General features: G+C 36.6%; 13 protein-coding genes. 12 read left to right on the top strand and 1 reads right to left on the bottom strand.

The genetic code is table 11. The features are described 5' to 3' along the window. Nucleotides 1–37 precede the first annotated feature (37 nt). The 12 genes from AABJ51_RS09845 to AABJ51_RS09790 all read left to right on the top strand — a co-directional run bounded on the left by AABJ51_RS09845 (nucleotide 38) and on the right by AABJ51_RS09790 (nucleotide 11,769). Nucleotides 38–1,468, top strand: a complete 1,431-nt coding sequence (locus AABJ51_RS09845) for a nitrogenase component 1 (protein ID WP_338372376.1) — start codon at nucleotides 38–40, stop codon at nucleotides 1,466–1,468. A gap of 21 nt (nucleotides 1,469–1,489) precedes the next feature. Further along, complete coding sequence (nifB, locus tag AABJ51_RS09840) at nucleotides 1,490–2,752, top strand: nitrogenase cofactor biosynthesis protein NifB (RefSeq protein ID WP_338372375.1); 1,263 nt, start codon at nucleotides 1,490–1,492, stop codon at nucleotides 2,750–2,752. Nucleotides 2,753–2,805: 53 nt separating this feature from the next. Further along, nucleotides 2,806–3,111, top strand: coding sequence for a (2Fe-2S) ferredoxin domain-containing protein (locus AABJ51_RS09835; protein ID WP_134436242.1), 306 nt, complete (start codon nucleotides 2,806–2,808; stop codon nucleotides 3,109–3,111). Between the two features lie 27 nt (nucleotides 3,112–3,138). Next, nucleotides 3,139–4,263: a hydroxymethylglutaryl-CoA lyase-like TIM-barrel protein gene (locus AABJ51_RS09830; protein WP_338372374.1), complete on the top strand. Its 1,125-nt coding sequence runs from the start codon at nucleotides 3,139–3,141 to the stop codon at nucleotides 4,261–4,263. 146 nt (nucleotides 4,264–4,409) lie between these two features. Beyond that, on the top strand, nucleotides 4,410–5,972 hold the full coding sequence (locus AABJ51_RS09825) for a sigma-54 interaction domain-containing protein (protein ID WP_134436243.1): 1,563 nt from the start codon (nucleotides 4,410–4,412) through the stop codon (nucleotides 5,970–5,972). After that, nucleotides 5,959–6,438: a GNAT family N-acetyltransferase gene (locus AABJ51_RS09820; protein WP_338372373.1), complete on the top strand. Its 480-nt coding sequence runs from the start codon at nucleotides 5,959–5,961 to the stop codon at nucleotides 6,436–6,438. The genes AABJ51_RS09825 and AABJ51_RS09820 overlap by 14 nt, the downstream gene beginning before the upstream one ends. A gap of 38 nt (nucleotides 6,439–6,476) precedes the next feature. Continuing rightward, nucleotides 6,477–6,923: a hypothetical protein gene (locus AABJ51_RS09815; protein ID WP_026626168.1), complete on the top strand. Its 447-nt coding sequence runs from the start codon at nucleotides 6,477–6,479 to the stop codon at nucleotides 6,921–6,923. A 1,232-nt stretch (nucleotides 6,924–8,155) separates the two neighbouring features. Beyond that, nucleotides 8,156–9,250 carry an NAD(P)H-dependent flavin oxidoreductase gene (locus AABJ51_RS09810; RefSeq protein ID WP_296938916.1) on the top strand — a complete coding sequence of 365 codons (1,095 nt, stop codon included), beginning with the start codon at nucleotides 8,156–8,158 and terminating at the stop codon, nucleotides 9,248–9,250. Further along, nucleotides 9,243–10,289, top strand: a complete 1,047-nt coding sequence (locus AABJ51_RS09805; RefSeq protein ID WP_338372372.1) for a GTP pyrophosphokinase — start codon at nucleotides 9,243–9,245, stop codon at nucleotides 10,287–10,289. The genes AABJ51_RS09810 and AABJ51_RS09805 overlap by 8 nt, the downstream gene beginning before the upstream one ends. Nucleotides 10,290–10,352: 63 nt before the next feature. After that, the gene (locus AABJ51_RS09800; protein ID WP_338372371.1) at nucleotides 10,353–10,592 is read left to right on the top strand and encodes a hypothetical protein; all 240 of its coding nucleotides are present in this window, start codon (nucleotides 10,353–10,355) and stop codon (nucleotides 10,590–10,592) included. Between the two features lie 153 nt (nucleotides 10,593–10,745). Continuing rightward, the gene (gene rbp / locus AABJ51_RS09795; RefSeq protein WP_338372370.1) at nucleotides 10,746–11,054 is read left to right on the top strand and encodes an RNA-binding regulator; all 309 of its coding nucleotides are present in this window, start codon (nucleotides 10,746–10,748) and stop codon (nucleotides 11,052–11,054) included. A gap of 154 nt (nucleotides 11,055–11,208) precedes the next feature. After that, nucleotides 11,209–11,769, top strand: coding sequence for a helix-turn-helix domain-containing protein (locus tag AABJ51_RS09790; RefSeq protein ID WP_338372369.1), 561 nt, complete (start codon nucleotides 11,209–11,211; stop codon nucleotides 11,767–11,769). Nucleotides 11,770–11,852: 83 nt separating this feature from the next. Here AABJ51_RS09790 and AABJ51_RS09785 read toward each other — a convergent pair whose 3' ends face one another. Further along, nucleotides 11,853–20,558, bottom strand: coding sequence for a GH36-type glycosyl hydrolase domain-containing protein (locus tag AABJ51_RS09785; protein WP_338372368.1), 8,706 nt, complete (start codon nucleotides 20,556–20,558; stop codon nucleotides 11,853–11,855). Nucleotides 20,559–20,721: the final 163 nt, after the last annotated feature.

Raw genomic sequence — 20,721 nt, 5'->3', positions numbered from 1 at the left:
TCTTTATTTAATATTGATCAACTCAAAATATAAGAATATGAATCTTGCAGAATCAAATAGAACAAAAGATATGCCTTCCGGCGATAGCTTCTCTTCCTCCTGTAATGCCTGCAAACAATGTACCCCACTGGGCGCATGTGTTGCCTTTAAAGGAATTGAGGGAGTATTGCCTATGCTTCACGGTTCGCAAGGTTGTGCGACTTATATAAGACGCTATTTGATAAGCCATTTTCGTGAACCGATGGATATTGCATCTTCCAATTTTAGTGAAGAAACAACCATTTTTGGAGGAAATAAGAACTTTAATACAGGAATTGATAATATCATCAGTCAATATCATCCGGCAGTGATAGCCATTGCAAGTACTTGTTTAAGTGAAACGATAGGAGAAGATGTTCAGCGTTTGATAAATGAATATAAAAGTATTCATAACGATACAGATAATCTTCCTGAAATGATTTTTGCTTCTACCCCTAGTTATCAGGGAACACATTATGAAGGATTCCACGAAGCTGTATATGCAACTGTAAAAGCTTTGGCTGATGGACGGGGAACCGTAGGATCTCACATCAATTTGTTTAGCAATTTTATATCGCCCGAAGATATTCGCCATTTGAAAGAAATAGTGCAGGATTTTGAACTCGACACGATGCTGTTTCCTGATTATTCCGACACATTGGATAGTACTTCATGGGATACATATCATCGTATAGCACAAGGAGGAACCACAATCGCTGCTTTGAGAAAGAGTGCCCTTGCATCGGTTTCTATTGAATTGGGGTACATCTTAAATTCGGGAGGTAAGAATGGTAAAATAAAAAATAATGCAATAGCTCAATCGGCAGGAGATTATTTACAGACAGAATTCGATGTCGTTTGCCGTAAAACGGGTTTACCAATAGGAATAATTGAGTCTGATAAGTTTTTCAATCTCTTAGCCACTATATCTGACAACCCTATTCCAGAGAAGTATCAAAAACAACGAGGTCGCTTAGTTGATTTATATATCGATGGACATAAATATGTTTCAGGCAAAAAAGCGATCATTTACGGAGAAGAAGATTTGGTTGTAGCTCTTGCAGCCTTTACCTCTGAGATCGGGATAAAACCAATATTATGTGCAACAGGTGGCGAAAGTGGAAAACTGCGCGAAACACTCAAACAAACATTAGGTGAGCTGTACGATGAAGATATAATTGTAGGTCAGGGTATGAGCTTCGAAAGAATGGAAGAGGTAATGAAAGATCTACAGCCTGATTTAATATTAGGAAACAGTAAGGGATACTATATTGCCCGCAAAATGGATATCCCTATTGTTAGAGTCGGTTTTCCAATCCATGACCGCATTGGAGCCCAACATACTAAAACTTTAGGATACGAAGGAACAACCGTTTTGTTTGAGCAAATTGTAAATACATTATTAGAAGATAAACAACGAAAATCACCCGTTGGGTATAAGTATATGTAATAAATAAAAGGAGGAAACATTATGAAAGATTTATCCCAACATCCATGTTTTAATGCTGAAGCAAAACATAAATATGCAAGAGTACACTTGCCAGTAGCACCCAAGTGTAATATACAGTGTAATTATTGCAACCGCAAGTACGATTGTTGTAACGAAAGTCGCCCGGGTGTGACAAGTACAGTACTGTCTCCATTGCAATCGGTGCACTATATGAAAGCATTATCCGAGAAAATACCTAATATCAGTGTCGTTGGCATAGCAGGTCCGGGCGATCCGTTTGCTAATGCTGAAGAAACATTGCAAACAATGAGGTTGGCTCAAAAAGAGTTTCCTGATCTTATATTTTGTCTATCATCCAATGGATTAGACTTGGCTCCATACATCGATGAAATAGCCGAAATAGGAGTGTCTCATGTAACGATAACCGTAAACTCGCTGAACCCGCAAACACTGGCTAAAATATATCGTTGGGTACGCTACAAAAGACGTGTATACAGAGGTGAAGAAGGAGGTAAAGTATTGTTGGAACAGCAACTTTATTGTATACAAAAGTTGAAAGAAAAAAATATAACAGTAAAGATAAATACGGTTATATGCCCGGGGATTAATGACCACGAAATAGAGGACTTGGCTAAAAAGGTTGCTGAATTAGGTGCTGATACAATGAATTGCATTCCAATGTATCCAACAGAAAATACTGAATTCGAAATTTTAAAGGAACCATCGAAAGAGGTGATGAAGGACATAAAAGCTCGTATTTCTAAATATATTAAGCCAATGGCACATTGCGCTCGTTGCAGAGCGGATGCTGCCGGATTGTTGGGACACGATAATGCAGAGGCAATGAATATGATAGGTCAGTTTTCATCCTTGGTCGTCAATAAAGGAAAAGGTCGTGAGCGAGTAGCCGTTGCCAGTAACGAAGGATTATTAGTAAATATGCATTTGGGTGAAGCCCGTAAGGTATACATATTCGAACAATCTAAAAACGGATATCATTTTGTAGAGACTCGAAATACTCCCCCCGAAGGAACCGGAATGAGCCGCTGGAAGGAACTAGCAGAAAAGACATTGATGGATTGTCAGGCAATACTTGTTGCAGGGATAGGCGAAACTCCTATGAAGGTAATGCAGGAAAATGGAGTAAAGGTGATCCAAATGAATGGTCTGATAGACTCAGGTCTGGATGCCATTTACCTAAATCTGCCAATAAAGACGCTATGTAGAAGCGAATATACTAAATGTGGAGAGACATGCCGAGGTACCGGAAGCGGCTGTGGATAAAGCACTACTAATCAAAATGCAATTACAATTAAAAAACTAAAATAGAAAAATATATGAAAAAACCTGATTATATGATAATGGTCTGTAATTCTTATAGAGTTGCCGGTGATGCACAAGGATTCTGTAATAAGCAAGGTGCAACATCTTTTGTACAATATATTTCCGAAGAGTGCTCAGATAGGGGTATTAATGCAGTTGTTACCACCACCGCTTGTCTGAGTGTTTGCAGTCAGGGGCCGGTAGTGGTAATTCAGCCCAATAATTTTTGGTATGGAGGTGTGACTGAAGATAAATTAGATGAAATATTAGATGCACTAGAAGAAGACAAAGCTGTAAATGAATATTTGATTACAGATTAATTTTTAGGATTAAATAAAATACACTCTATGGAAGCGATGAAAAATATTCATATTATAGATTCTACACTTCGAGATGGAGAACAAGCCCCAGGTGTTGTATTTTCAGAACAAGAAAAGATTCATATAGCTCAAATGTTGGATGAGGTTGGTGTTGATGAAATAGAAGCCGGGACACCTGCTATGGGTGAAGATGAATGCCACATAATCCGCAAAATTGCAGATATGAATTTAAATGCTCGTATTTCGGTATGGAGCCGTGCCATAAAACAAGATATCTTGTCTGCAGCCAAGACCGGAGCTCAAGGTATACATATCGCATTTCCGTTATCAGACATTCAGTTAACAAGTATGAATAAAGACTGGACAATGATGAGAGACAGCCTTCCTGAGATGGTTGAAGTAGCTAAATATTATTTCGACTATGTGAGCGTAGGAGCTCAGGATGCAAGCCGATGTGGAATAGAAAGATTATTTGAGTTTATAGGTATAGCCGAAGAATTAAGTGTCAGTCGGATACGGCTTGCCGATACAGTGGGAATTTTCACTCCTTTGGGAATTATGGATTTGATAAAAAAAATATTGAATCTATATCCTCATCTGAATATAGACTTTCATGGACATAATGACTTAGGTATGGCAACAGCGAATGCTATTACTGCATGGCAATCCGGAGCATCGACATTGAGTGTAACTGTTAATGGATTGGGCGAACGGGCTGGTAATTCGGCTTTGGAAGAGGTTATTATGACCATGTTGTTAACAGAAAAACAAAATAAGTACTCAACTTCAACATTGTACTCATTATGTGAGTACGTATCCATAGTATCAAAACGTCCAATATCTGTAGGGAAAGCTATTTCCGGTAATATGGCTTTTAGCCATGAATCAGGTATTCATGCTAAAAGCTCTTTAATGGATATAAATGCTTTTCAAGCATTCAATGGAGAACTCATCGGTAGAGAAAGTTCCAGAAATCTTTTTGGAAAACATTCAGGTAAAGGAGCTGTTATCGATTTTTTAGACAAACAACATGTTGCAATAGATAATACTAAGATCGATAGGCTAATGGCAATAATTCATCAAATGGCACAGACTTATCGGCGAAATATATATGGTACAGAGATTATAGCAGCATATTGGGCTTTAAAATAGGATTGCAATGTCAATATGATTAAATTAATCAGAAATGCATATCATTAAGATATTTAAAGTTGAATAAAACGGTAGATGTGTATAAATAATAACTATTTTTGCTTCATAAAGTCGTTTTGTGTTTACTGTGTTAAAATGGGAAAAATATGTATTGCGATAAAATGAAACGTAGCTGCTATGCTGAAACTGATTTAACGTTTTTGGTTAATATAAGCAATGCGATTGGTCATAGTCAGGATATATATAAAGATCTGGAATTGGTATTAAATGATTTGTGCGACTTTTTAGATGCACAATACAGCATGATAACAATAGTTGATCGAAATTATGATAAAATTATGATTAGTGCAGCTCATGGCTTAACTAAAGAGGAGAAAAGCAGAGGAGTATACAAAATAGGAGAAGGTATTATCGGAGAGGTAGTTCAGACCGAAACACCTGTTGTTATAAAAGATATTTCTAAAAACTCTAAATTTTTAAATAAAACAGGAATAAAAAGAAATAACAATCAGATGATGGCATTTCTTTGTGTTCCTATCATTCTGAAGAATGAAATAACTGGAACATTGAGTATTCATAAGGCTCATCAAGGTATTGTAGATTTCTCAGCAGAAATAAAATTCCTGAATATTGTGGGTATGCTAATAGGAAAGAATGTATCAATAAGACGTAAGCACATAGAAGAATTAGAAGAGTTACGAAAAGAAAATATAAAACTCAGAAAAGAAAACTATGTAAAGCCCGATAATATTGTTGGTAATTCATCTTTGATGAATGATTTATATAACCTTATAAATAGAGTTGCACCAACCAACAGTACAGTTATGATTAGAGGTGAAAGTGGAGTTGGTAAAGAACTAATAGCTGAAGCTATACACAATGCCAGTGAAAGAGCTTCTAAGCCTTTTATCAAAGTAAATTGTTCTGCTCTTCCAGAAAACCTCATAGAAAGTGAATTGTTCGGCCACGAAAAAGGTTCTTTCACAGGAGCTAATGCGTCACATATGGGACGTTTTGAAATGGCTAACGGAGGTACAATATTTTTAGATGAAATAGGAGATGTTCCGCTTTCAATACAAGTAAAGCTATTAAGAGTAATACAGCAACGGCAAATAGAAAGAGTTGGAGGAACTAAAACAATAAATATAAATGTACGGATAATAACAGCAACAAATAGAAATCTGGAAGAAATGATCAAGCAGGATACTTTTCGGGAAGATTTTTATTATCGAATAAATGTATTTCCGATCTACGTGCCGTCATTGAGAGAAAGACGAGCTGACATACCTATATTAACGGATCATTTTATTGCAAAATTAAACAAGATTAATAAGACAAATGTAAAACGTATAACAGGAGGCGCGTTAGACATGCTAATGATGTACTCATGGCCGGGTAATATTCGGGAACTGGAAAATGTTATAGAACGAGCTATGATATTGACTATGGACGGAGTTATACACTCGTATAATTTACCCCCCACATTACAGACCGGAGTTTCCTCTGATACTGTAGATAAAGGAACATTAAACAGCATTTTAGAGCGAGTTGAAAAGCAACTAATTATAGATACTTTAATAGCTGCACGCGGAAGTATTGTTAAGGCCTCTAGCCAATTAGGAGTAACAGAGCGTATAATGGGATTAAGAATCAATAAATATAATATTCAGATACAGGACTATAAAAATCTTACGGATGAAGCCAGTTAATATAAACATAGTTAGTTGTGACTATACAAATACTGATCATTTGAATGCGTTAGGTGATTTAATGAATGCATACATTGCTGATAATATGGGTGGCGGTGATGCACTGAATAAGTTAAAGCAATTGAGATTAGTTGATGGCTTAAATCAACATCCAACCTCAATTGTATTATTAGCTATGTGCGAAGATATATTTTGTGGATTATTAGTCGCATTTCAAAATTTTTCCACATTTACAGTTAGCCCTATGATTAATATTCATGATCTGATAGTATTACCGGCATATAGAGGTAAAGATATTGGATGCTTATTATTGAAGGAAATCATAAATATAGCAAACGATAAAAAATGTAGTAGAATTACATTAGAAGTTCGAAATGATAATTTGGTCGCTCAAAATTTATATAAAAAAATAGGATTTGCCGAAGCAGAGCCATCTATGTACTATTGGCGAAAGAATTTACTCTAAATCAGATCATCATCAATCAATTTAAATAAAAATAAAGAATGAGTACAGATTTAATAATTCCGGAAAAAGATTTGTACGCTGTATTATGTACAAGTTTAGAATATGCAAACTCTTATTATTCAATGTTGGCAAAAAGCATCAATACCCCAAAGCCCCGTTTTGATAATGACTTTTTGTATAATCTGGCTATAATGAGCACCGAAAAATATTTTGTTGCGCTTCTAGCTCGTTATGATTGGAATGCTTCTCATCACATGCCATTAGCCATGTATAAAGAGGCATTAGACTTTGATTCCGAACTTCCTGAATCGATAAAACAAACAGCAATTTTTGTGGGTAAGTTTGAAGCAATCTGTTCCATTGACGGTTTCGGATATCGTACACCATCACATCAAGATCTGCAAGAAATGGTAAAGGGTATTGAAGAATTAAAGCAATGGGTTGAAAAAAGAAAAGACGAAATATCATACTTATTCAGCAAATGATCAAAAATAGTTTTTCAATACTAACTTAAAAAGTACAAGATTAAAAAAAATGAAATATTTGGACTATGTTCGATGATCCTTCTTTTGCATATAATAAAATAATAATTTACTTATATTTTACTAATCAAATCAATTCTTAAAAAGAGTGACTTAATTTGGTTTGGCATGTTCTTTTTTCATCTATAGATTTCTCCTTGTAACGACTCTATAATATTTACTGTGAATTAATGGTTTGGGCACAAACGAATTTGAAGTATTTGGCCATGTTTTATTTCTTTCTGTTTTAAGTAGAGGATGTAAACAAAAAATACGAATACTTATATTTCAAATTCTTCTATCCACTGTGTTTTGGACTTTTCTTATATAAAAAGATGGAAATTAAAATTCTGCAATTTTCTCAGAATTGCATCTTGTAGTATATCTCCCAAAAGGTAACGATTATTATTCTGCGTTTTTCTTTGCTTTACTTAGTTGATTTTTAGAAAATAAGGCTAAAATTGTGCGTTTTTCTGTGATTTGCTATGTTTTGAATAGTAACTTAACCATACACGTAAGAAGACATAATGAAACTCATTATTATCTATTAATCAATCGGTTACGTAGAATTCGCCTTTCAATAGGTAACGATTTAGAAACCAGCTTAGTTCTTAGATATGCTTAATTTCCTCACTATACAAAGAGCGACTTATCTTTTGCAAAGATATAAAATGCTTTATTCTAATGTTTCTTTTTCTGTACTTTTTTCTAATTTTCACTTGAAGAAGTTGGTCGAAAACTATGGATAAGAATTCTGTTGTATATGAACAAGCATTTCTATACAATTTCCATTTCTTCAAAAGGTATTCTGCATGTCTTTTGGGGTTTTCTAAGAATATATACTTTCATATGCTCCCTTATTATTTCAAAATTTTATTACTTTCAGCGAGATTCAGGTTGAGAGTATTACTAAAATGATCGAATATATCAATGTTTATGCTAAAGTTATAAATAAAAAAATGAAAATATTTTAATAAGATATTACAAAACAACAAATAAGTCGATTTGTTTCCGTATCTTACATGTCTAACAATATAGTTTTTATTGTATCTTTTCTTCACAATGATTTGCTCCGCCTCTGTTTGCGGATCTTCCCATCGTCAAAATCGACAACAAAATCAACTCGCTTGTTTATAGTATTAATCAGTTATGAGAGCCTATAATGCGGTTGATCATGACACATTTTTGTAAATAAGATGAAATCATTTTTTATAGGGAATATGGAAGTAAAACTTCCGGTTGTCCAAGGTGGAATGGGTGTAGGTGTGTCTTTATCCGGTTTAGCATCGGCGATGGCTAATGAAGGAGGTATAGGTGTTATATCATGTGCTGGTTTAGGCCTCATTCATAAAGGTCACGGAAATTTCATAAAGAATAGTATTTGGGGACTGAAAGAAGAATTGCGTTTAGCCAGAGAAAAGACAAAAGGTATAATTGGTGTCAATATAATGGTTGCCTTATCTAATTTTGCAGATATGGCACGTACCGCCATCGCTGAAAAAGCAGATATAATATTTGCAGGTGCAGGACTTCCGTTGGATTTACCATCCTATCAAACTGCCGATAGCAAAACTAAATTAGTGCCTATTGTTTCCTCAGCCCGTGCCGCAAAGATAATTTGTGAGAAATGGTATAATAACTACAGTTATTTGCCGGATGCGATAGTTGTAGAGGGACCAAAAGCCGGAGGGCATTTAGGATTTAAAAGAGACCAACTTGATGATGAGCAGTATTCTCTTGAACAAATAATTCCAGAAGTTATAAAAACGGTAGCTTCATATAAAGAAATAAAAACGATATCAGTTATTGCCGCAGGTGGGATATCTTCAGGAGGGGATATATACCGTTTTATCGAAATGGGAGCATCAGCTGTACAGATGGGAACAATATTTGTTACTACAGAGGAATGCGATGCTTCAGAAGCCTTCAAGCAGGTCTATCTTACAGCTAAAGAAGACGACTTAATGATAATCAACAGTCCCGTAGGGATGCCCGGGCGTGCCATCAAAGGAGAATTTCTCAAACGTGTTGCCGAAGGATTAGAAGTTCCTAAAAACTGTCCGGTACATTGTATAAAAACTTGTGACTATACTAAGAGCCCCTATTGTATAATGAAAGCATTATTCAATGCATCTAAAGGCGATATGAAAAAAGGATATGCTTTTGCCGGAATAAATGCTCATCTGGCCCAGAAAATAAGTAGCGTTAAAGAAGTTGTGTGCAAATTGAAAGAAGAATTTGCTATAGCAGAAAAAGTAGCATTATCAGCAATAGTTCTATCTCATGGATGATAATTTGATAGAAGAAACCGTCAAAAGATACATCAGAGAATATGATCGTTATAAAAAACTGGCCGATATAGTTTTTGATATATGCCAGATCATAGTCGAAAAGAATCTGACTGTCAGAGCTACTGTTCAACACAGAGCTAAAAGTCCGACAAGTCTGACAGAGAAATTAAGGAAAAGCAGCAAATACCAAACTGTAAACAGTGTATTTGATGGAATTAGCGACCTTGCAGGTGTGCGTATTATAACTTATCAGGAAACAGACAGGCCGAAAGTCGTAGAGGAGATTCGGCGAACTTTTATTGGTAAGGGTAATGATAAAATCAGAATTGAAGTTAAAGACAAGAATGGCGATAATGGCAAATACTATAAAGCGACTCACTGTCAGGTAGCTTTGCCTTCCGAATATCTTATCGATAATCTTAATTTAAAAAATACGACGTGTGAAATTCAGGTTTGCAGCCTATTGTCACATGTATATAATGAAATTGAACATGACTTGCAATATAAGCCCCGGAAAGGAAATTTATCAAAAGATGAAAAGCTTTTGATCGATCAGTTAGGGCTTATAACAAAATCGGGAGATATAACTATTCAACGGTTATTGGAAGCTACAAATGAAAGATTGAAACTTCAGGAAGGTGAGTTTGTCGATGTACATGATTTTACTGTGAGAATGGGAGAATTACTGAATGTTGGAGAACTATTTGCAAATAATGCGGGGTTATTATACGATGAGTTTTTAAACTTAAAATTGGATTCTCCCGAAACAATTATCTCTGAGCTCCTTACTAAAGGGGAAACTCTGATTGATGTTGCAAAATATGAATATGACAAACTGACCCAATATATAGCAAGAAGAAATATAAATATAACAATAGATAAAACATCTTCAGACCTCTTGTTATTAGTTCTATTAAGAAAAAAAATTATAACTATACTTAAAGATCACCCTGTTATTTCGGAAAATGATCGTTCATCCCGCTTATTGCGAATAGTTCAAATATATAAAGATATGGTTTCTGAAAAACAGATGAAATGATAGCTATTGAACAACTCTTTCGTATTTGTAAAAATAGAAAAGGCAGATTTAAAAAAAACAAAAATGGCAGCAAAACAAAGCTCTTCGATAAACAGGAAAGAGGGCGAGATAACCCGCTCTGAAAGAACTTCGGCCACTCAGCAGGCTGAATCTGTATTAAAAAATGTAAAGAAAAAAAATGGGGCTGTTATTCATGTCATAATTAGCGAAAGGACAACAATTGAACTCCCGGCGCATTTGTCTCAGGAGGAAATAGATGCCCGAGTGGATAAATATATCAGATTGCATAAATCAAAGATATAAATCGCAGAACAGCTATTTCTATATAAACAAAGATATTTTAGCAATAAACATGGTAACATCCAATTTGAAAAGTGGTCTAAGAGGCATGATGAATGCTGTAAGGATCGGCCTAACCAATAAGGATGTCTCCAATAATAATTAATAATAAAAAGAATGAACATTTACGTATCGAATCTAAACTTTAGCACAACAAGCGAGAGTTTACAAGAATTATTTACAGCTTACGGCGAAGTAGAATCTACTAAGATTGTTACAGACAGAGAAACCGGAAAATCACGTGGATTTGGCTTTGTTGAAATGCCTAATGATGCAGAAGGCCAAAAAGCTATCAATGAGCTAAACAGTGCCGATTATGAAGGTAAGACAATCACTGTAACTGTTGCTCGTCCTAAAACGGATAGAGGTAGCGGAGGTTACAACAACCGTGGTGGAAATGGTAGCTACAATGGAAATCGTTACTAATCAAACGAGCTGATGTATAATATCAAACGGGTAAGTATAATTACTTACCCGTTTTCTGTACTTATTTAGAATATAATTGAACGATATCTTCTAGATACTTCATCTTCAAACAGCCCTAAATAAATCAGTATATTACAGTCAAATAAACACTCCAATGAAAATATATATCAAATATATGGTTAGTCGCCGTTGCATAATGATGGTGAAATCCAATCTTGAGGAGATTGGAATCAAATATTCTAGCGTTCAGTTAGGCGAAATAGAGACTTTAGAGAAAATTTCAATTGAACAGCAAGAGCAGCTTCGTACAATACTATTGAAATCGGGACTTGAATTGATGGATGATAAAAAGGCAATCCAGATAGAACAAATAAAAATTATAATTATAGAACTTATACATCACTCTAGAGAAGAATTAAAAGTAAACTTTTCTGATTATCTGAGTAAAAAATTAAATAACAACTACACTTATCTAGCCAATTTATTTTCGGAGGCTGAAGGTATTACGATAGAACATTTTATTATTATACATAAAATAGAAAAAGTTAAAGAATTAATTCTTTATGATGAATTGAACCTTGCCGAAATTTCCTACAAATTACATTATAGTAGTGCTGCTCACTTATCTAATCAATTTAAAAAAGTGACAGGATTAACTCCTACTTTTTACAAAAACCTTAAAAATAAACGTCGCAATAATATTGAGAATTTATAAAAGCCTCCTCCAAAGGCTTTTACTTGAGCGTTGAATGAAGCTTTTATGTTTATTCTTCTAGAGGCTCTATAATTCACATCTTGTTACTTTCTAATCCACATGTCCACAAAATGTTCTGTACAATCATTCTTCATATGTAGAGTGTTTAAATCATTCTGCTTCTGCCCATCTAAAATAAGATAGGGTTCTATAGAATCTTCGACTCGATTGAACGTAATATGATAAGCAGTCTCTTGAAAACGATAATGTACTTTGTAACTATCCCATTCTTTTTTCAGATGAGGAGTTAGATGTAGTTTCTCTCCCACACGATTGATACCAAGCAATGTCTCTGTCAACAGCCGATACATCCACGATGCCGAACCTGTATACCACGTCCAGCCGCCTCTTCCGAGATGCTGAGGGTTTGTGTACACATCGGCAGCTACCACATAAGGCTCAACTTTGTAAATGGCAATAACTGCTGCTGTAGCCCCATGTTGTACCGGATTCAGTAAATCGAAAAGCTCCCATGCTTTATCTGTTTCTCCCATCATAGCAAAAGCCAACGCTGTCCAGATGGCTGCGTGAGTATATTGCCCTCCATTTTCACGGACTCCCGGAATATATCCTTTTATATAACCCGGATTTAGAGATGATTTATCAAATGAAGGTGTAAACAATCGGATAAGTTTGGCTTCTCTTTCGACTAGCTGCATATCAACTTGCTTCATAGCCATTGCCGAACGCTCCTTATCTCCTGCACCACTAATTACCGACCAACTTTGAGCAATAGAATCAATCCGGCACTCTTCATTCAAGACAGAACCGAGAGGACTACCGTCATCAAAAAAGGCTCGACGATACCATTTGCCATCCCAAGCATGTAACCTGATGTTTTTTTGCAATTCTTTTGCTTGATTTACACAGTACTGAGCAAAAGATTCATCATTGCGAAGCCTTGCCACATCCGAAAACTTGACTAATACATCGTACAAAAAGAAACCAAGCCAAACGCTTTCACCTTTCCCTTCTTTTCCTACCAGATTCATACCATCGTTCCAATCACCGCATCCCATGAGAGGTAAACCATGTACGCCGAATTTAAGACCGTACTTAATACTTCTCACGCAATGCTCGTAAAGGGATGCTGATTCGGCTGAATGATTGGGCTGATCGTAATATGATTCTTCGTCTGCCCGTAGCTCCCGACCTTCGATAAACGATACAATCTCACCTAAAATGTCATTATCCCCAACACTCGAAATATATTGACATACAACATAAGGCAACCACAAATAATCGTCCGAAAAATGCGTTCGAACCCCTCTGTTCATCGGAGGATGCCACCAATGTTGCACATCGCCTTCGGTAAATTGATGCGCGGCTGCACGAAGTATTTGTTTTCGGGTTATATCGGGTTCAACATGAACCAGAGCCATTACATCTTGCAACTGATCGCGGAAACCATAAGCTCCTCCCGATTGGTAGAATCCTGAACGTGCCCAAATACGGCTACTCAATGTTTGATATAGCAACCAACCGTTAGCCATTACATTGACAGTAGAATCAGGAGTATCTACTTTGATTCCACCAAGTGTTTGATTCCAATAATTACGAACATTATCCAATGTTTGTCGTGAAGATCCTATTTGTCGATAACGACGGACTAATTGTTTCATCTCCTCTTTATTCTGAGCAAAACCTAATTTGAAGCGAGTTTCTTTGGTTTTTCCTTCTGCTAAATCAAAAACAACTTGAACAGCTCCACAAGCATCAATGCCTGCTCCTGTTTTTCCTGATAGACGAGTATGCTTCATCGCATCAGGATCAGATAAACTTCCATTTTGTCCAATAAATTCTTTTCGGTCGCCTGTCACTGTTCGGGACTCATTGACATCTATAAAAGCAATCTTTCCTGCGAAATCTGAGTTATAAAAATTATGAGCAAAAAGCACTCCTGTTTCTATATCGACTTCTGTCTGAGTATGTAAAAGGCTTTTAGATTTTTTCTCTGCCAATATCCATTCATAATAGCCGGTAACAGATAAGTTCCGCGGACGATTGGATAGATTCTTTATTTTTAAGATTGTGAATTTTATTGATGTGTCCAAAGCTACATACATCCATAATTCTGATTCTATTTCATTTTCAGTATGCTCAAAAACAGTGTAGCCAAAACCATGTCGAATAACATAAGGGGTATTTCCTCTTGCGGGATAAGGTGTTGGTGACCAGTATTGTCCTGTTTCTTCGTCGCGAATATAAAAGGCTTCACCTGATGAATCCTGTATTGTATCGTTATGCCAAGGTGTAATACGGAATTCATGTGCATTTTCGCCCCAGGTATAAGCACTTCCACTCTCAGATACTACCGTTCCAAAATGTTCATTTGCCAATACATTGGACCAAGGAGCCGGTGTCGATTCTCCTGGTTTTAATGTAATAATATATTCCTGCCCATCGGGAGAAAATCCACCGATACCATTTGAAAGAATAACATCATTGGGTACAAAGCTTGTTGTACTCACCTCTTCGATAGCATGTATTGGTTTTAATATCGGAGTTTGAACATCCGTAGTTAACTTACCTTCCATTTGGTCGAATAATGTTCCTTGCTCATCATCGATTACAATTCGGGCAACAGACTGAAGGAGTAATATATCTTCGTGGGGCATATGCTCTACACGTCGAACAAAAATGCCACCTTGCTTTTCTAAGAATGTAGCTTCTACGCCACTATGTATCAGGCTTATTATCTCATCATACAACGATTGGCGATACACTGATGTATCTTCGTTCAATATAACAAGATCGATCACTAAACCTTTCATCCGCCAGTAAGCATGCGCCAAAACCAATTGACGCACCAGTTCTATATTTGTTATATCCTTTATTCGTAATAACACTAACGGAATATCACCCGAAATGCCATAGCTCCACAATCCGCTTTGTCCGCGTTTGTTATGTTTTATAGTATTTGGATCTGTCCTGAACAAAGGATTTGCATAAACCAAAGATCCTGCCATTTTCGCAAAAACCTGAGCTTCGGTCTCGGTGATATTAAGTTGGTAAAGAACCACCTGGCTGTGAGTCCATGCCAATTCGAAAGCACGATCTGTCATACGAATATTCTGGTATTTATCCGATAGGGACAATGCTCCTAAATGGGTTTCGGACATACCTAGTAGTACATATACTTTTACACTCTTTCGGGCCGGGATAACAATCGACCGTCGCAATGCAATACAAGGGTCAAGAACAGAACCCTCACTATTTGATAACGTTCCGGATTGCCTCATTGCCGAAGGCTTTGCCAATGAATGTCCACGACCAACAAAAGAAGCCCTGTCAGTTTCGCACGAAACGTCATTTTCCTGATCTTGTCCGGATAACAGCAAATGCAGCAAGTATGGTGGGGTTTCCTCCTGCGAACGGGGACGACGGGTACACAATATGGATGAGGCTGCTGCATTGAATTCGGTTTGTACAAACAAGTTATTGAAAGCGGGGTGTGCTTCATCTGCATCTTGTGACGATATAACTACTTCGCTGTATGTAGTCAGTTCTATTCTCCGTGACTTATTGGTATGGTTGGTTAAGGTTATTCGCCTCAGTTCCATGTCATCTTCGGGTGAAACACAGATGGTTGTTCCTACTTCTAATTTAGAATGTTGTTGTTTAAATTCGGCATAAGCCTGAGTGAATTTTACGCTGTAATCATCAGAAGAACTTGGTATCGGTTGGTTTCCAATCGACCAGTATTCTCCTGTATCAACATCGCACAAATAAACAAATAATCCATGACAACCTGCGGTTGCATCTTCACGCCAACGGGTGACAGCTAAATTATTCCATCGGCTATAGCCTCCGCCACTGTTATTTATCATTACCTGATAATGTCCGTTAGATAGCAAGTTGATTTCGGGTGGTATGTTTTTATTATCGAAAACTCGAGTATAACTTACACTGTTAGATAATAACGGATTAGTCCCTTCGATCTCAAATTTAGAGTCATCCGATATAACATCGATCTTTATATTATGAGGATTTTTTTCCTGTAATAAAGGCTCAAAAGCCTTAATCATCGGGCAAGACATAAAACGCTCCTGCATCTTATTTCCTTTCATTATGTTGGATATCGATACAAGTCCCATACCTTGATGATGTGCCATATAGGAGTGAACAGCTATGCTTGTTTCATTTAACGGCAGATGCGATGGTGTATAATCCACAGCCTCGTAATAACCATACATGCCTTCAAAGCCGTCATCAGTAAGGCGTTCCAAGTTTTCGCACGCTTGTCGCGAATTAACCATCAGAGCCAGAAGAGTGGCATAAGGTGCAATCACCAGATCTTTTGACAGACCTCGCTTCAATCCTAAACTTGGTATCCCGAAAGCTTTATATTGATAATTGAATTGAGTATCAGTACGATTTAATCCTGATTCTGAAATTCCCCAAGGAATATTGAATTTTTTACCGTATTCGATTTGCTCATAGATTACTCCTTTGTAGGTTTGGTCGAGCAATGTTTGCTCATAATTTGGCATAACTAACAGTGGCATCAGATATTCGAACATAGAACCGCTCCATGAAAGCAATATCGGTTTTCCCTGCGAAAAAATAAGTAATCTGCTGAGCGAAAACCAATGCTCTAACGGAATTTGTCCTTGGGCTATAGCTACATAACTGCATAGGCGCACTTCGGAAGCTAGCATATCGTACGAACCTTGATCCATCCGTTGTTCGATGACATTATATCCGATCGAGAATAACTTCTTTATTGGATCATACAAAAAGGCAAAATCCATTTTGGCAAAACTATCACTTTGCTGTGCCAGAACATTGACAATACGTATTCTTTGTTTTGCATTCTTTATTGCATCGTTCATACAAGCCTGCCATTGTGTTAAGTATTTTATTTCTCTATCAGCTGATAAATTATCTTTGCCGGACAATTGCTCTAATACAGATTGAATTTGTGAACAAATACCGGTAGTTTCTAAATTGGCTATTTGTGTTAACGTAGGCACATAATCTAAAGCTTCCAGTGCAGAGATTATATGATTCATCTGTACATCTGCAATACTTTCTTCCGATCTTTCAACAGGAACAGAAAGTGATATGGCAAGCCAAGGGGCAAGAAAAAGCATTTCATCAACATATTCCTTGCAGTTTTTCTTTAATACCGCACCCCATGAGTTCAGTATGGCATCGTCGGATGATAAAGTATTATTGATCTGTCCGATTTGTTGTTCTGCCGATTTTAAAAGGGCAAACGCAGCAGTTAATGTTTCGGGCAAAGGCTTAGACAAATCCTTTTCGAATAAAATCAAAGCCTTGTTTTTGCAGTCAATGTTTCTCATTGTCTGTACAGTGTCAAGCATCCCTTCGAAAATAACAGGCTTGTAAATATTGTCTTTTTCTAATTCCCTTAGCCCTTGGGTGAGTGTAAGCAAATGCCCTGCCAGATTACCACTATCGACACTCGAAACATACAGCGGGAACATAGGCTCAAGTGTTTCAGTATTATACCAATTATACAGATGCCCCCTGTGTTTTTGCAGTTTTGTCATAGTATTAAAGGTCAGCTTAGTTCGCTCTACAAACTTTCCGGCTGTCAGGTATCCTAAATCAAAAGCGGATAAATTGGCTAATAACGACAGACCTATATTGGTAGGAGAAGTCCGGGAAGCAATAGCAGGATTAGGTGTCTCCTGAAAATTGTCGGGTGCTAACCAATTCTCTTTTTCATTAACGAAAACTTCGAAAAAATGCCAGGTTTTACGGGCTATACGGTGTAATAGAAGATATTGCTCATTTGTTATTTTAGATATTTTGGGGATTATAGGACAACTTGCACGCCAAGCGATATATGGCGCAATTATCCATATAAATAATAACGGAGAAACGTATAGTAAGATCGGGTTGTATATACCTAACGATATTCCGCACAGAATAGCCATTACAGGCGAAAACCACATCCTGTTATAGAATCCCGATAGTGTATTAACTGCTTTTTTCTCTACATCGGCAGAGGTTTGCCATTCCATCAGATGTTTATGAGATATAGTCAGTCGCCAAAGAGTGACAATAATTGCTTTTACACATAGATAGGCTTCGTATGGGAGGACAACTAATGCAAATAAAACCTGTTTAAATTGATGCATACTTTTTTCTAAGACCTCCCATAAATGGAGTTTCCACGATTGGTCCTTTGCTTTGCGTAAAGAGTTGGTTATATTCTCCAATACAAAAGGAAGAGCGGTAATGAGAAGAATCAACAATAGACCTGACCAAAGTTTTTGAGGAAACAATGTTGCAAATCCGATCAAGAATAACAATGTTGCAGGCGAGACTATACTTCGGCGTAAATTATCAAGTATTTTCCATTTGCTTAAACTCGAAATAGGATTTCGGGAAAAACCTTTACCCGAATTAGGAACGTAAGGCAATACCCATTGTAAGATTTGCCAGTCGCCCCGTATCCAGCGAAAACGACGGTTTGCATCTATATTATAACCCGAAGGAAATGATTCGGAAACTTCTATATCACTAACAAGTCCGGAACGTATATAGGATGATTCCAACAAATCGTGGCTAAGTATTTTGTTCTCAGGAAAACGGTTATTTAAGCTGGTTTCAAAAGCATCTACATCATAAATACCCTTACCCACATAAGAACCTTCGTGAAATACATCCTGATAGACATCGGATACAGTTCGTGTGTAAATATCAATACCTGAGTCACCTGTAAACAAGCGTGAGAAAGGGGAACATTGACTGCTGACAAGATTGGACGAAACGCGAGGTTGAAGAATACCATAACCCCTGATTACAACATTTCGTTTCACATCAAGTTCTGCCTGATTCAGTGGGTGAGCCATTGTTCCTATCAGCTTATGAGCAGTGTCGGGAGACAATTGTGTGTCTGCATCTAAGGTTATCACATACTTAAAGCTCGGCAATATAGACCGGTCTCCTTCAATGTGTGAGAAGCAATTGTTTTCCTTGCCTCTTAGTAGCGAATTAAATTCCATTAGTTTACCCCTTTTCCGTTCATACCCCATCCACGTTTTTTCTTTCGGATTCCATTGACGAGGGCGATGAAACAGATAGAACAGAGTGCCGTTATCAATCTTGTACTTTCTATTGAGATTTTCAATTCCCAAACGTGCCAGATTGAGCAAAAGATCATCGGAGGCCTCTTTCTCTTTAGGAGCATCCGGAAAGTCTGTCAATAATCCAAAATGAAGATTGGTATTTCTATTCGACAGATAATGAAGTTCCAATTGGGAAATTAGACTATCAACATTTTCCTCATTTGAAATGATGGTTGGAATAACCACCATTGTGCGGCATTCGGTCGGTATTGATTTGGAAAAATCAAGTCGGGGCAGAATATCCGGTTTTGCAAAAAGGGTAATTATCCAATTGACAAAGAATACAGCAAATTGGCTAATGAAAATAAAGAAAAGGAATGCTAAGATCAAGAAATGCCAATGTGTTATTGATATTTCTTTGGATTGAAAAACAGAAACAAATAAGATAAATCCAAGTAGGGACAATATAGTTGTAGATCCGGCATAAATAGCTAAAGGAGCACCTCTGAATACATTTTTTATTCTTGTAGTGATAGTCTTTTTTACATCAATTTCTTTTTTGAGTAAATATTTTCCATTACCTATTAAAAAATAGCCCACATGAGCTTGTTGTGTCCCTGTATCTTTATACAATTGGGTTAATGTAATTGCAGATTGAGCGATTTCAATCTCTGATCTAAGACTGTTTTGTGCTAATGATTCTATAATATGTCGATAATGATCACGAGTATTAAAGTCCATAGATCCATAAATTCCAGCTGGATCTTTAAGTAAAATTTGCTCTACAATACTTTGTCTTTCAACAAATATTTTCCAGTCGGTTGTATTTATAAACCGGAGACTATTTATGATATGACTGACAGATAATTGATTTACTGCCTGATTTTGATTTTCCTGATAAATCAGCTCGTCTATGAAAAGTCCATCTTCTGCCAGTTTTTGTTCGAGCCAATTGCGGGCTATTTGTAATGCCGAATTTTGAGACGATAACCGTTGACTGAATTCTGAGACAAAAGAACCGGATGTCGGGATATCGGAATGTGCCATATCAGCTACTATCTCAATCAATTTAGAGGGCTTTTTGAGAGCAATATCCTCCAGCTTGTCGACCCACATTTTTGCTATATCGCGATGTTTCGTATTTAACTGTAATCGAGTTGCAATACGTTGCAAATTTTCGATTAACGCTAACCGTAACATAATAGGGATTGCCCACAGCTCTCCTATCTTGAGGGCAGATTTTATTTGGTATGCCTTATAAAAAGCAGAAAGTGATTCTATATCAATCTGAGAATCTGTATGGGAGATGAGTTCTATGACTGAAGAATATATACGGGGTATCCCTTTATATTCACCTATCAAGAGGCAAGGAAGTTCTTGGTTATATTCCTTGGGGTAGTGATGTCGGGCTAATAAAATATGCTCTTCAATTAAATAGAAATTGTCAATCATCCATTCGATAGCGGGAGTTACATAACTTCGATTGCTGCTTGTTAACATTTCATTATTGAAATCGTGCAGAATAACATCATTATAATCTAATTGCTCTCGCAGATAATTACTCTGTGTACTCCCTGTTGCCTGATGATCCTCTCCAACCGCTTTCGAATACTCTGCCAACTGTTCTGTATTAAACAATTCACCGTAAAAAGGTTTATTATTGACTTTGTGTTGGAATTTCTTATAACCTCTAAAATCTAACATATTTGTTTCTTCTGTTTATTTTAAAAGGTATGCCGATTTATGGGAATTTGTGTTACATAACATTTTCAATAAGTTACATAATTCATAGATAAAGCCATGAAAACGGTTGAAACTATTAATTATGTAACTTATAGTTTTAATTATGTAATATATTTTCGATAAG

It is taken from the genome of Indolivaga capnocytophagoides, assembly GCF_036511535.1.
Classification (GTDB): domain Bacteria; phylum Bacteroidota; class Bacteroidia; order Bacteroidales; family Dysgonomonadaceae; genus Dysgonomonas_A; species Dysgonomonas_A capnocytophagoides.
This window is presented reverse-complemented; position numbering and strand designations above follow the sequence as displayed.

Coding starts and splice junctions, on each gene's coding strand:
- AABJ51_RS09785 (WP_338372368.1), bottom strand. CDS start 20,558: ATGTTAGATTTTAGAGGTTATAAGAAATTCCAACACAAAGTCAATAAT.
- AABJ51_RS09805 (WP_338372372.1), top strand. CDS start 9,243: ATGGATGATAATTTGATAGAAGAAACCGTCAAAAGATACATCAGAGAA.
- rbp (WP_338372370.1), top strand. CDS start 10,746: ATGAACATTTACGTATCGAATCTAAACTTTAGCACAACAAGCGAGAGT.
- AABJ51_RS09790 (WP_338372369.1), top strand. CDS start 11,209: ATGAAAATATATATCAAATATATGGTTAGTCGCCGTTGCATAATGATG.
- nifB (WP_338372375.1), top strand. CDS start 1,490: ATGAAAGATTTATCCCAACATCCATGTTTTAATGCTGAAGCAAAACAT.
- AABJ51_RS09845 (WP_338372376.1), top strand. CDS start 38: ATGAATCTTGCAGAATCAAATAGAACAAAAGATATGCCTTCCGGCGAT.
- AABJ51_RS09835 (WP_134436242.1), top strand. CDS start 2,806: ATGAAAAAACCTGATTATATGATAATGGTCTGTAATTCTTATAGAGTT.
- AABJ51_RS09820 (WP_338372373.1), top strand. CDS start 5,959: ATGAAGCCAGTTAATATAAACATAGTTAGTTGTGACTATACAAATACT.
- AABJ51_RS09815 (WP_026626168.1), top strand. CDS start 6,477: ATGAGTACAGATTTAATAATTCCGGAAAAAGATTTGTACGCTGTATTA.
- AABJ51_RS09810 (WP_296938916.1), top strand. CDS start 8,156: ATGAAATCATTTTTTATAGGGAATATGGAAGTAAAACTTCCGGTTGTC.
- AABJ51_RS09825 (WP_134436243.1), top strand. CDS start 4,410: ATGTATTGCGATAAAATGAAACGTAGCTGCTATGCTGAAACTGATTTA.
- AABJ51_RS09830 (WP_338372374.1), top strand. CDS start 3,139: ATGGAAGCGATGAAAAATATTCATATTATAGATTCTACACTTCGAGAT.
- AABJ51_RS09800 (WP_338372371.1), top strand. CDS start 10,353: ATGGCAGCAAAACAAAGCTCTTCGATAAACAGGAAAGAGGGCGAGATA.